At 67.3% G+C, this 13,114-nt stretch carries 10 protein-coding genes; 5 read left to right on the forward strand and 5 right to left on the reverse strand.

Annotated elements, in window-relative coordinates:
* Window positions 1–17: 17 nt before the first annotated feature.
* The 4 genes from VFK57_14080 to VFK57_14095 form a co-directional block, all read right to left on the reverse strand.
* Complete coding sequence (locus VFK57_14080; GenBank protein ID HET7696838.1) at window positions 18–1,487, reverse strand: pitrilysin family protein; 1,470 nt, start codon at window positions 1,485–1,487, stop codon at window positions 18–20.
* On the reverse strand, window positions 1,487–2,830 hold the full coding sequence (locus VFK57_14085) for a pitrilysin family protein (GenBank protein ID HET7696839.1): 1,344 nt from the start codon (window positions 2,828–2,830) through the stop codon (window positions 1,487–1,489). The genes VFK57_14080 and VFK57_14085 overlap by 1 nt, the downstream gene beginning before the upstream one ends.
* A 508-nt stretch (window positions 2,831–3,338) precedes the next feature.
* Entirely contained in the window at window positions 3,339–4,004 is a 666-nt protein-coding gene (locus tag VFK57_14090) for an OmpA family protein (GenBank protein HET7696840.1), read from the reverse strand.
* 32 nt (window positions 4,005–4,036) lie between these two features.
* Window positions 4,037–5,011, reverse strand: coding sequence for a VWA domain-containing protein (locus VFK57_14095; GenBank protein ID HET7696841.1), 975 nt, complete (start codon window positions 5,009–5,011; stop codon window positions 4,037–4,039).
* 179 nt (window positions 5,012–5,190) lie between these two features.
* On the opposite strand from VFK57_14095, the gene VFK57_14100 reads away from it, so the two are divergent.
* Window positions 5,191–6,417, forward strand: coding sequence for an aminotransferase class I/II-fold pyridoxal phosphate-dependent enzyme (locus tag VFK57_14100; GenBank protein HET7696842.1), 1,227 nt, complete (start codon window positions 5,191–5,193; stop codon window positions 6,415–6,417).
* Window positions 6,414–7,466 (forward strand): AI-2E family transporter, encoded by a 1,053-nt coding sequence (locus VFK57_14105; protein HET7696843.1) that lies wholly within the window; start codon window positions 6,414–6,416, stop codon window positions 7,464–7,466. Before VFK57_14100 ends, VFK57_14105 begins: the two co-directional genes overlap by 4 nt.
* Here the strand turns inward: VFK57_14105 and VFK57_14110 are convergent.
* Entirely contained in the window at window positions 7,455–7,760 is a 306-nt protein-coding gene (locus tag VFK57_14110; protein HET7696844.1) for a DUF5658 family protein, read from the reverse strand. The two genes, VFK57_14105 and VFK57_14110, sit on opposite strands and share 12 nt — an antisense overlap.
* 54 nt (window positions 7,761–7,814) lie before the next feature.
* Here VFK57_14110 and VFK57_14115 point away from each other — a divergent pair, with 54 nt between their 5' ends.
* The 3 genes from VFK57_14115 (at window position 7,815) to VFK57_14125 (ending at window position 12,981) form a co-directional block, all read left to right on the forward strand.
* Entirely contained in the window at window positions 7,815–8,996 is a 1,182-nt protein-coding gene (locus VFK57_14115) for a glycine C-acetyltransferase (protein HET7696845.1), read from the forward strand.
* Between the two features lie 76 nt (window positions 8,997–9,072).
* A complete protein-coding gene (locus tag VFK57_14120; GenBank protein HET7696846.1) occupies window positions 9,073–10,257 on the forward strand; it encodes a PP2C family protein-serine/threonine phosphatase in 1,185 nt (394 codons plus the stop codon).
* A gap of 96 nt (window positions 10,258–10,353) precedes the next feature.
* Window positions 10,354–12,981 carry a M1 family aminopeptidase gene (locus tag VFK57_14125; GenBank protein HET7696847.1) on the forward strand — a complete coding sequence of 876 codons (2,628 nt, stop codon included), beginning with the start codon at window positions 10,354–10,356 and terminating at the stop codon, window positions 12,979–12,981.
* The last annotated feature ends 133 nt before the right edge of the window (window positions 12,982–13,114 follow it).

Consider the following 13,114-nt stretch of genomic DNA (forward strand, 5'->3'; position numbering starts at 1 on the left):
GGCGCGTCTCAGCCCAATTACTTACTGATTGGATTGCCGTCCGCGTCGAAGACCTGGACGGTGCCGAGCTTCTTCAGCGCCGGCTCCACCTTCGCCAGGTCGCCGACCGCCACGATCTGCAGCCGCTCCGGCGTCCAGTACTTCTGCGCGACGCGCTGCACGTCAGCGGCGGTGACCGCTTCGATCTTCGACGCGTAGGTGTCCCAGTAATCGGCCGGCAGACCGTAGAAGTGCCGATCGATGTAGTTCGCGAGAATCGCGTTGGGGTTCTCGAGCAGCAGCGCAAAGCTGCCGACGATGGCGCGTTTGGCGTTGTCGAGATCTTTCGCCGGCACCGGGACGTCGCGCATCTGCTTGATCTCGGCGAGCAGGTCCGTCAGCGCCGGATCCGTCACCTCCGAGCGCACGTCGGTCGATGCCGTCCAGGCGCCGCGGATCCGGCTGGAACTGAAGAAGCTATTGGCGCCGTAGGTGTAGCCCTTCTGCTCGCGCAAGTGCTCGAACAGCCGGCCGAACGGACCGCCGAGAATGCGGTTCGCGACCGTGAGCGGAAAGAAGTCGGGGTCCTTGCGCTCGATGCTCTGCGTGCCGACACGCAGGCTGGTCTGCACGGAGTTCGGCCGGACGACGAGCGAGACGCTCGGCCCGGACAGCGCCGCCGCCTCGGTCTGCGCCGGCAGCGCCGCGCCCGACTTCTTCCATCCCGCGAACGCGGCCTCGGCCTTGGCCTTGACCTGCTCGAACGTCATGTCGCCGGTCACGCCGAGCACCGCGCGGTCGGGCACGAAATGCGTCTTGTGGAACTCGACCAGCGCGTCGCGGGTGAGCGCCTCGAGCGACGCCGGCGTCGCGGATACGCGCGCCATCGGATGGTCGCCGTAGATCACCTTGTTCAACCGCTCGGACGCGAGGAAGCCGGGCTGGGTGCGCTGCTGCATCAGAAGCGCCCGCGTCCGCGCCTTGAACCGGTCGATCTCCGTCTGCGGGAACGACGGGTTCATCAGCACGTCCGCCATCAACGCCAGCACCGTGTCGATGTTGTTGGTCAGTCCGTTGCCGTTCACCGTCGCGGACGGCGACGTGATCCCGGAGTTGACGCTGACCGCCGACGCCAGACGATCGAGCTGTTCGGAGATCTGCTCCGAGGTCTTCGTCGTCGTCCCCTCGCGCATCAGCGTCGCGGTGAACCCGGCGAGCCCCGGGATGCCGGCGGGATCGTAGTAGCCGCCGGCCCCGTCGATGATCATCGAGAAGTTCACCTGCGGCGTGCGCCGATCCTCGAGGAAGATCAGGTGGACGCCGTTCGAGAGATCCGCCTCCTGCGGCTTCGGCAGCTTGACGCGCAGCAGATCCTTGTTGACCGGCGCCTTGTTCTTGAGCACCGTGCCTTCGGCCTTCGTGGTCGCGCCTCCGGGGGGCGCCTGCTGCCCTTCGACGTAGGCGCCGAGGGCGGCGACGAGTGCGATGGCGAACAGATGGCGCTTCATTACTGGCCTCCCTTCGGCGGCGCTGCCTTCGGCAGGGTGATCACGACCGAACGGTTCTCCCTGGTCAGGTACTTCTTCGCGACGCGCTGCACGTCAGCGGCGGTGACCTTGAGAATCTTGTCGGTGCGCGTGTTGATCAGGTTCGGGTCGTTGTAGAACATCGCGTACTCGCCGAGCTGCACCGCGCGGGCCAGGGTGCTCGTCGCCTGCGCCGCCTGGTTCCGCCGCGCGCCGTTGTGCGCCTTCTCGATCTCCCACGCGGCAATCGGCCCGTTCTTCACCTTCTCGATCTCTTCGTAGATCGCCGCCTCGACCTCTTCGACCTTCTTGCCCGGCGCGACCATGGCGAACGCGCTGAACAGCCCCGGCCCCTTGCTGTCGGCGGCGAACGCGCCGGCGCTGGTCGCCAGCTGCTTCTCGCGCACGACCACCTGGTTGATGCGCGAGCTGCGTCCCGACGAGAGGACGTCCGACAGCACGTCGAGCGCCGGGCTGTCGGCGGACTGCGCCGGCGGAACGATCCACGACACGTCGAGCCGCGGCAGGCGCGCCAGCGGGTCCTCGATCGTGCTGCGGCGCTCCGCGGTGTGCGGCGGCTCGGTCAGGTCGGGCCGCTTGGGATCGGGCTGGCGCGCGATCGCGCCGAAGTACTTCTCGATGAGCGCCATCGTCTTTTTCGTGTCGACGTCGCCGACGATCGAGAGCACCGCGTTGTTGGGCGCGTAGTAGGTCTTGAAGAACGTCGCCACGTCGTCCACGTTGGCGGCGCTGAGATCTTCCATCGAGCCGATCACCGAGTGCTTGTACGCGGGATTGTCGTAGGCCTGCTCGCCGGTGACCTCGAAGGTCTTGCCGTAGGGCTGGTTGTCCATCCGCAGCCGGCGCTCTTCCTGCACCGCGCCGCGCTGGTTGTCGAGGTTCGCCTTGTTGATGTCGAGCGACTTCATCCGGTCCGCTTCGAGGAACAGCGCCAGCTCGATCTGATTGGCGGGAACCGTCTCGTAGTACAGCGTGCGGTCCTGATTGGTGGTGCCGTTCATCGACCCGCCGTTGGTGAAGATGAGCGCGGGATGCTCGCCGGGCCCGACGTTCTCGGATCCCTTGAACATCATGTGCTCGAACAGGTGCGCGAAGCCGGTGCGCCCTTTGCGCTCGTCCGCCGACCCGACGTAGTAGTTCACCGCCACCGACACGGTCGGCGCGGTGTGGTCTTCGGAGATGATCACCCGAAGCCCGTTCTTCAGCTTGACGTCCGTGAACTTGATGACGGGGCCGTCCGCGGCGCCGGCGGAGACGACGGCGAGCAGCGCGAACACGAGACCCGCGCGGAATGGGCGGAACATGGTTGCCTCCTGCAGATTGCGGTGCACCGCAGCATCCTAGAAGGCCTGTGGACGGCTGGCAAGTGGGGCCGGTCCCGCCGTTGGCCCCACGGGCGAGGGGCGAGGGGCGAGGGTCGAGGTTCGGGAAGCGGGAATCCGGAAGCGGGAAGCCAGAGCCGGAAACCGGAAACCCGAAACCGGAAACCGAAACCGAAACCGGAAACCGACCGCGTACAGACAAAAGCGGGCCGGATCGAGGACGGAACGCAAAGCACCCTGCGAAAGTGCTGACGTTTATATCGATGGATCGACCCCGGAGGATTCCGGTGCCGTCTCCTGCGATCCGTCCCCGATCCGGCCCGCCTTCGTTATCCGAGGGGCTTCGCCCCTCGGACTCCCCTGCACGCTTTCTCGCTCGCGGCACCCACTGAAGGTCGAGGGCGCCGCTCGGCTCGTTCGCGTGGCTCGTTCGCGACCGCTCACTCGCCTCCCGAGGTAGGGCGGCAAGCGGTGAGCGGCAGGCGGTTGCTTACGCCAGGACCTTGATGACGACGCGGCGGTTCTGGGCGCGGCCGTCCCGGGTCTTGTTCGGCGCGATCGGCTTGTCTTCGCCGTAGCTGATCACGTTCATCTTGTGCAGCGGGATCTGCTGGTTCTCATAGAGGTACCGCTTCACCGCCTCGGCGCGATCCAGGCCGATCTTGTAGTTCGTCAGCTTGTCGCCGACGTTGTCGGTGTGCCCTTCGATCTCGATGAAGCCGCCGTTCGGGTTGGCCTTCAGCTGCTGCACGAGCTCGTCGATCTGGGTCTGCATCTCGGCCGGGATCTTCGACTGGCCGAACTTGAACCCGCCCTTGTCCTCGCTCATCACGACTTCGTAGACCAGCCGCTTGGAGCGCGCTTCGATCGCGTCGGCGCGGGCGTTCACCTTGCCGGCGGCGCCGTAGGCTTCCTCGGCGCGCGAGTTCGCCGCCTGGGCGCTCTGCGCCGCGGCCTGTGCCTTCTGATCGACCTCGCCGATGCGCCCCTCGTTGGCGCGCGTGCGCTGCTGCGTCTCTTCGACCGAGCGCGAGAGCGTGTCGACCTTCTGATCGACCTCGCCGACGCGCTGACGCACCATCTTCTTGGTCGCGCAGGCGCTCGTGCCCACCACGGCCAGCCCCGTAATCACTACCGCCGATACGAACCTCTTCATCGCAGTTCTCCTTCGTTAGAGCTTCTAAAGGGTTACGAACCGGCGCGCGCGCCGGTGGTGTATCCGCTCCTGGCGCGCACGGTAAGATTCCGGTCCTTCGTCTTCACGTCCAGTGGACGCCAGCCGCGCTGGGCCGACGCAGTAAAGGCGAGCACGTACTGGTGCCGCAGCTCGTCTACGATCTGGCGCGCGGCGATGCTCTCGTGCGCCGGCGCACTGGTCATGAACAGGTCGCCGCCGGTCCATCGCGCCAGCGAGCGCAGCGGACTCTCTTCGATCTGTTCGCGCGCGTCCTCACGGTCGCGCTCCCCTTCGGTCAGCACGGTCACGACGTACACCGGCACGTCGATCCCGCTGGCGACGGCGGACACCTGCTCCGGCTTCAGCAGGCTGCTGGTGTCCAGCCCGTCGGTGAATACGACGACCGCGCGGCGGTGCCGGTCTCCGGCCGGCGTGTTGGCGACCCCCTCGGCCGTCTCGGCCACCGCGTCGTAGAGCGACGTCTGCCCGTAGGGCACGACGCGCGAAATGGCGCTCTCGATCGCTCCCGCGTCGGCGGTGAACGGCTGCAGGGACTGCAGGTTCATGTCGAAGCTGTAGACCGCCGCTTCGTCCGTTCCGTCGGCCAGGTTCAGCGCGCTCAACAGGTGCCGCGCCGCCTGCCTGGCTTCCTCGAGGCGGCTCGACAGCCGCATGCTCCCGCTCACGTCGAACAGCAGCGCAACCCGCACGGGCGCGTTCTCATCCGCCCGGAAATCGATGATGTCACGCCGCGTCCCCCCCTCCTGGACGACGAAGTCTTCCTTCCGGAGATTCCGCGCGAATCGGCCGCGCTTGTCTCGGACGACCGCCGCAACCCGTACGAGGTCCACGGCGGAACGGAAGGTCGGCCTGGCCGTCTGAGAGGGGGCTCCCGATGGCGGGAGAGCATCCTGGGACGCGGCAGGTGACGGCACGTAAAGGAGGAGCAGCGTGAGGGCTGAGGTCACCGCTGAGCGTGTCGTCACGCGGGGGTGTATTCCAAAGGCGCTGCCAAGCGCCAATACTTAAGCTAATCAACTACTTACCGGGAGCATCAGTCTACGGACGAGTCTCCAGACCGCCCAAAGCGAGTAAGATTTACATCATTTGGCCACTTCCCCGCAGCAGGATTTACACCTCCGGGCACTCTGATAACATTCCGCCGATGCGAGCGACCGCTGCGATACCCGTCGCGCGACGCGTCAGCGGCTTCGTCTACGCCATCCGCAACATCGTCGCGGAGGCGCGCAAGGTGGAAGCGGCCGGCAAAGTCGTGAGGTACTTGAACATCGGGGATCCGATCACGTTCGGGTTCCAGACCCCGCCGCACATGGTGGCCGCCGTGGAGCGGGCCATGCGCGACGGCCACAACGGCTACGCGCCCTCTGTCGGGATTCTGCCGGCGCGCGAAGCGGTCGCCGGCGAGCTCACGCGGCGCGGCATGCCCGTCACTGCCGACCGCGTGGTCATCACCTCCGGCACATCCGAGGGGATCGAGCTGACGCTCACCGCCCTGGCGGAGGCCGGCGACGAGGTGCTGATTCCGTCGCCGACCTATCCTCTCTATACGGCGGTGCTCGCCAAGATCGGGGCGCGCCCGGTGTTCTACCGGAAGGATCCCGCCAATGGCTGGCTGCCGGACGTCGCGGAGATCGCGCGCCTCGTCACGCCGGCCACCCGCGCGATCGTCGTCATCGATCCCAACAACCCGACCGGCGCCACCTATCCCGACAGCGTGCGGCGCGGGCTCATCGAGATCGCCGACGCCCACAACCTGCCGCTGCTCGCCGACGAAGTCTACGGCGACCTCGCCTACGACGGACCGGTGCCGCCCATGGCGAGTCTCTATCCGGACGCGCCGATCGTGTCGTTCTCGTCGCTGTCGAAGGCGTATCTGGCGCCGGGATGGCGTGCCGGGTGGATGGCGGTCGGGCGCACCGAACGCCTCGACGATCTGCTCGCCGCGGTGAAGAAGCTCGCCGACGGACGCCTGTGCTCGACCGGGCCGATGGAGCACGCCATTCCGGCGGCGCTCAACGGCGATCGCTCCCACGAAGCCACGTTCCGCGCCGCCCTGCGCGAGCGGGCGGAGCTGACCGTCGCGCGGCTGAACGCGATCGACGGAATCAGCACGGTCCCCCCGAGCGCCGCGTTCTACGCGATGCCGCGCGTCGCGCTGCCTGAGGGGGCCACCGACGAACAATACGTCCTCGGGCTGCTGCGCGCCACGGGCGTGCTGTGCGTCTACGGCTCCGGCTTCGGCACGCGTCCCGAAGACGGCTTCTTCCGCGTCGTGTTCCTCGCCAGTCCGCCGGAGCTGGCGGAGATCTACGATCTCGTCGCCGGCTTCACTCGCGACTTTCTCGCCCGCGGCGGCTCGACCCGGGTGTGACTACGCGCTCCGTCGACGAGGCTCGCGCGCTCATCCGCTACGCGATCCTGATGACGGCGCTCGCCGGCATCGTCCTGTGGTGCGCCTACATCGTCCGCGACGTGCTGCTCATCGTCTACGTCAGCATCGTGCTGGCGATCGGCTTCAGCCCGATCGTGCGGATCATCGAACGGCAGCGGATCAGCGTCACCAAGCGCTTTCCCCGGTGGCTCGCGATTCTGGTGCTCTATCTCGCCATCCTGGGCACGATCGCGCTGGTGGTGATGCTGGTGTTTCCGCCGCTCGTGCGGCAGGCGCAGGCGCTGTGGGAGAAGCTCCCGGAGATGTTCGAACGCGCGCAGCAGTTCCTCATCAGCAAGGGCTGGCTGAAGGAGCACCTGACGATGCGCGAGGCGGTGGAGCGGGCGCCGGGCGGCGGCGGCGACGCGGTGGGCCAGGTCGCGCGCACCGCCGCGAGCCTGGCGGGCGGAATCTTCGGCGTCTTCACGATCCTGATTCTGACCTTCTACATGCTGGTCGACTCGTGGGCGCTGCGGGAGTCCGCGCTGCGGCTGCTGCCGAAGAAGCATCGCGCCCGCGCCGATGCGGCGAGCCGCGTGGTGATGGTCAAGGTGAGCGCCTGGCTGGGCGGACAGCTGCTGCTGGCGGGAACGATCGGCGCAACCTCCGCGATCGGGCTGTGGGCGCTCGGCATTCCCTTCTTCTACGTGCTCGCGCTCATCTCGGCGGTCGGCGAGATGATTCCGATCGTCGGGCCGTTCCTCGCCGCCATTCCGGCGATCGCGGTGGCCTCCACGGTCTCGCTGCAGAAGGTGATCGTCGTCATCGTCTTCTTCGTCGTGCAGCAGCAGCTCGAGAATCACATCCTGGTGCCGAAGATCATGTCGCGGCAGGTGGGCGTGAGTCCGGTGACGGTGATCGTGTCGCTGCTGATCGGCGGAAGTCTGCTCGGGGTGGTCGGCGCGCTGCTCGCGGTGCCGACCGCCGCGATCCTGCAGGTCATCGCCGCGGAAGTGCTGTCCGACGAGGAACTGGTCTCAGAGAAATAGAATCGCGATCCAGGGCAGGACCGCGACGGCGACGTAGAAGGCCGACAGCGCCGCCAGGATCCGGTGCACGGCGGTCAGGTGCAGCGCGATCCCGAAGGCGCCCGCCGTCATCTTCGCCGCCGCCAGCGCCGGCCCCTCGCCGATCGAGGTCATCAGCCACGCCAGCAGCGGGTTCCCCTCGATGCCGACGCCGTAGAGACTTACACCTACGTAAGTGAACACGCCGTCACACGCCTGGGCGACGAGGAAGACGACGACCACAATGTCGGCAAACCGGGCGGTGGGGAGCCGCATGGAGGGCGGTGGTATCAACCCGGATGCCAGCCGCGGCTTTATACTGGCTGGCTTATGCGCACCGATCCGCTGGCCTACCTGGGGAGAGAGCTGGACGCCCTCCGAGAGCAGAAGCTCTTCAGACAGTTACGGATACTCGACGGCGAACAGAAGGCTCACACCTCGGTCGACCACCGCTCGGTAGTCAACCTCTCGTCGAACAATTATCTCGGTCTCACGACACATCCCAGGCTGCGGCAGAAGGCCCTCGAGGCGGTCGAGAAGTATGGCGTGGGCACGGGATCCGTCAGGACCATCGCCGGAACCATGGAAATTCACATGGAGCTCGAACGGCGGCTGGCGGAGTTCAAGAAGGTCGAAAAGGTGGTGGTCTTCCAGAGCGGCTTCGCGGCGAACGCCGGGACCGTCTCCGCCATCCTCACCAAGGAAGACGTGGTCATCTCGGACGAGTTGAACCACGCCAGCATCATCGACGGCTGCCGTCTCAGCCGGGCCACCATCAAGGTCTTTCCCCACAAGGACGTGGACGCCGCCAGACGGATCGTCAAGGATCTCCCGGCGTCGCAGCGCAAGCTCCTCATCACCGACGGCGTGTTCAGCATGGACGGCGACCTGGGGCCGCTTCCGGCGCTCTGCGACCTGGCCGAGGAAACCGGGTGCATCATGATGGTGGACGATGCGCATGCGAGCGGCGTGTTCGGGAAGAACGGGCGCGGCACGATCGACCATTTCGGCATGCACGGGCGGGTGGACGTCCAGGTCGGCACGCTGTCGAAAGCGGTCGGCTGTCTGGGCGGCTACGTCGCCGGCAGCCGCGACCTGATCGACTTTCTCTATCACCGGGCGCGCCCGTTCCTGTTCTCGACGTCGCATCCCCCCGCGGTGGTGCTCGCGTGCATCGCGGCGCTCGACGTGCTGATGGAAGAGCCGGAAATCATCGAACGGCTCTGGGACAACACTCGTTTCTTCAAAGAGGGGCTGCACCGGCTCGGCTTCGACACCGGCTTGAGCGAGAGCCCGATTACGCCGGTGATCGCCGGCGAAGGGGCGAAGGCGATGGAGCTGTCCGACAAGCTCTTCGAGCGCGGCGTCTTCGCGCAGGGAATCGCCTTCCCGACGGTGGCGCGCGACAAGGCCCGCGTGCGGACGATCGTGACCGCGACCCACACGCGCGAGGACCTGCAGTACGCGCTCGACGCATTCGCCGCCGTCGGCCGCGAAATCGGCCTGATCTAGAGCGGAAGGCGGACAGCGGACGGCGGGAAGCGGACGGCGGAAAGTGGACAGCTGACAGCGGAAGACGCACACACGAATGGGGAAGCAGGCTAATCCCTCGGGCGCGCACTGGTTCGACATGTGGACCAGGGACGTGGCGCGGGACGTCACGGCGGAGGATCTCGGGCGGCTGTTCACGCACGATTCGCGCGAGGCCTACCGGTTCTTCTCGCGCGGGCTGGACGAGGACCGGCTCGCGCGCGAGCCGTGGTGGCGGCGTCAGCTGCTCCGGATGCGGCAGGTCTTCGTCGCGTTCACGCTGAAGCTGTCGCCGGCGCGGCGCGCGTTGTACCTGATCTCGCTCGTGGTCGCGCTGATCGGCGTGATCAAGCTCTATCGCGGCTGGACCATGGTCTCCGTCCCGTTCGGCACGCCTTTCTTCAACGTCGTCGTCGTCGCGCCGCAGTGGGCCGACGGCACGTTCGCGCTCCTCGTCAGCATCGTGCTGGTGAACCTGCTGGTGCTGCTCGAGGTGGCCGATCGGCTGTCGCTGAAAGGGGAGCTCGAGGTCGCGCGCGAGATCCAGCTCGCGATGCTGCCGACGGGGACCTACACCGCCGGCGATGCGGAAATCTGCGGCGTGACGCGGCCGGCGAATACCGTCGGCGGGGATTTCTACGACGTGCTGCCGCTGATCGACGATCCCGAAGGGCGCGTGATCGTCACCATCGGCGACGTGGCGGGGAAAGGCAGCCCGGCGGCGCTGCTGATGGCGTTGCTGCTCGCCGTGCTGCGGACGCTCGTCGACGAGAAGCTCGAGGCGTGCGCCCTCGTCGCGCGGCTGAATACGCAGATCTGCCGCCACACGCCGGGATCCAGGTTCATCACCCTGTTCTACGGCGTCTACACGCCGGCCACGGGCGCGCTCACGTACGTCAACGCGGGACAGAACCCGCCGCTGCTGCGCCGCGCCGACGGCACGATCGAACGGCTCACCGGAACCGGGATCGCGCTCGGGATGTTCGAGGGCAGCACCTACGATGCCGTCACCACCTCGGTGGGGCACGGCGATCTGCTGGTGCTCTACAGCGACGGCATCACGGAGGCGGAGAATCCCGCCGGACAGCCGTTCGAAGAGACCGGGCTCGAACGGCTCGTCGCGGCCCGCGGGAGCGACAGCCCAGCCGTGCTCGCGCCGGCGATTCTGCACGCGGTCGAAGGGCACGCCAGGGATTCGCGGTTCACGGACGATTTGACGGTGTTGATCCTCAAAAGAACGTAGTTCGTCACTTGCCTGCCGGAGGTCGCGGGACGGGCGAGCGATGGTGGGCGAACTGCCGCCGCCCGTTCCGGTGTCTAATAACTAGCGTCCCCGCCGATGGTGGTCCGCCTGCTGGCCTGCGCGTGTCTGGTTCTGCTGCCGTGCACGGCGGCGGCGCGGCAGTCCGCTCAGCCGGTCGAGCCCGACGCGCTGACCCAGCTCGTCTTCTTTCTCGACAGAGCCACGGAAACCGGAGACGCCGGCGCCATCCGCTCGCGCGTCTCGCCGGATGTGCCCGCGGCGCTCGTGTCCGAGTTCGTCCAGGGGCTCACCTTCCCGAAGCCCACGCACTCCGCCGTGAAGGAGCGCGATCGCGCGCCGCTCGCGGACGGCGGCGGCGTCCGGCTGCTGATCGAGACGTTCACCGAGCGCGGCGGCGAAGGCCGGGTCGCGTCCTGGCGTCTCGACGCCCAGCCCGGCGCGGCAGGCGCGCCCTGGACGATCATTGGCCTCGAGCGGCTGACGGTCGTCAACGGGTTGTTCCGGCTCGCCCTCGACGTTTCCACCGAGTACGAGGTGCGGAACCTCGTCGTGCGCGCGCCGGACCTGACGCTGACGCTGCCGAACGGCACGGCGTTCGTGTCGAAGACCCCGGACGGGCCGACCGCCGTCGTGCTCCTCGGACGCGGGCGGATGGAATTCGCGCCGAAGCAGGAATCGGAGCAGGGACAGATCCGCATCTTCTCGGGCAGCGACGCGCTCGGCGCCGATTTCAGCTCGGTGTTCTTCCGGGTGAACCCGGGCGAATTCGACTTCCGCTTCGATGCCGCGTCGCTCAAGCCGCGCCCCGCCGACGCCGGCCGCGCCAGACGCGCGGTGCAGGTGTTCGACGCCAATCTGTCGCGCAGCTTCCAGATCGATCTGAACGATCTCAGTACGTCGGACTGGTCGCTGGTGCCGTCGCTCGGCGACGTCGTCGCCGAGGTGGTGACCTCGCGGTACGGCACGCTCACCTACGCCCGCTCGGGATCGGAGCCGGAAGACATCTCGTTCTTCGACCGGCGGCGTCACCGCAACATCGCCGTCTACACCTCGGCCGACAAGCTCGCCGCGCGCGGGCGGTTCTTCAGCGAGGACGATCGCGTCGAGTACGACATCACCAGGTACGACATCGAGGCGTCGTTCGCCCCCGACCGGAGCTGGATCGAGGGCAGCGCGCGCCTGACGCTCCGCGCACGCAATCCCTACTTCTCCACGCTCACGGTTCGCCTGGCGGATCCGCTCGTCGTGCGCAGCGTCACCTCTCCGCAGTTCGGGCGTCTGCTCCACCTCCGCGTCGTCGGACAGAACAACGTGCTGATCGGTTTTCCGTCGACGATCGTTTCACAGGCCGAGATCGACATCGTCATCACCTACGGCGGACGGCTGCCGCCGCAGGCGGTCGATCGCGAGGCGATCGCCGTGCAGCAGGAGCGCATCGACGACGCGATCCAGATTCCGGTGGAGCCGCAGTACACCTACAGCAATCGCAGCTACTGGTATCCGCAGGCGCCGGTCACCGATTACGCGACCGCAAAGCTGACGGTGAACGTCCCCGGCGACCTGGACGTCGTCGCCAGCGGCTCCCAGGCCGGGCCCGCCGCCGTGCTGCCGGCGGCGCCGGGGCAGCGGCCGCGCAAGCGCTACGTCTTCGAGACGACGAAGCCGACGCGCTATCTCGCGGTCCTGATCAGCCGGTTCCAGTCGAGCGCGCCGACTCCGCTCATGCTGACCGACGACGGGCAACCGCTGACGCTGATCGTCGCCGCCAATCCCCGCCAGGTCAGCAAGATTCGGGCGCATGCGGCGAAGGCGGCCGACATCCTGAAGTTCTACGGCTCGCTCCTGGACGACGCGCCGTACGAGTCGTTCACACTCGCGCTCACCGAGAACGAGACGCCGGGCGGGCACAGCCCGGCCTACTTCGCGCTGCTCAACCAGCCGATCCCGCTGTCGCCGTTCGTCTGGACGAACGATCCGGTGGCCTTTCCGAACTATCCATCGTTCTTCATCGCGCACGAGATCGCGCACCAGTGGTGGGGACAGGCGGTCGGCTGGAAGAACTATCACGAGCAATGGCTCAGCGAGGGGTTCGCGCAGTACTTCGCCGCGCTGTATGCCGAGCGCGAGCGCGGCCCGGAGCAGTTCGGCGGCGTGTTGCGGCAGATGCGCAAGTGGGCCATGGATCTGTCGCCGCAGGGCCCGGTCTACCTCGGGTACCGCCTCGGGCACATCCGCAGCGAAGGGCGGACGTTCCGCGCGCTGGTCTACAACAAGGGCGCGATGGTGCTGCACATGCTGCGGCGGCTGGTCGGCGACGAGGCGTTCTTCGCCGGCTTGCGCGAGTTCTACTCGAGCTGGCGCTACAGGAAAGCGGGCACCAACGACTTCCGCGCCGCGATGGAGAAAGCCTCGGGGCGATCGCTCGAGCAGTTCTTCGATCGCTGGATCTTCGGCAGCCGCCTCCCCGACGTCCAGTTCAGCTCACGCGTCACCGGCCGCGAGCTGCACGTGCGCTTCGAGCAGAAGGGGGACGTCTTCGACGTGCCGATCACCGTCACGATCACGTATGAGGACGGGCGCGTGGAGGACGTGGTCGTCCCCGTCACCGACCGCGAGGTGCAGCGCACGATTGCCTTGAAGGGGCCGGTGCGAACCGTCGAGGCCAACAAGGACGCAGGCGCGCTCGCAGACATCCACAAGTAACGGGTTCTACGGGTTCTACGGGTTCCTCGGGTTCTACGGGTTCGGGGTTCGACGGGTTCGGGGTTCTACGGGTTCGGGGTTCTACGGGTTCGGGGTTCTACGGGTTCGGGGTTCGACGGGTTCGGGGTTCGAC

This window comes from Vicinamibacterales bacterium, from assembly GCA_035699745.1.
Lineage (GTDB): Bacteria > Acidobacteriota > Vicinamibacteria > Vicinamibacterales > 2-12-FULL-66-21 > JAICSD01.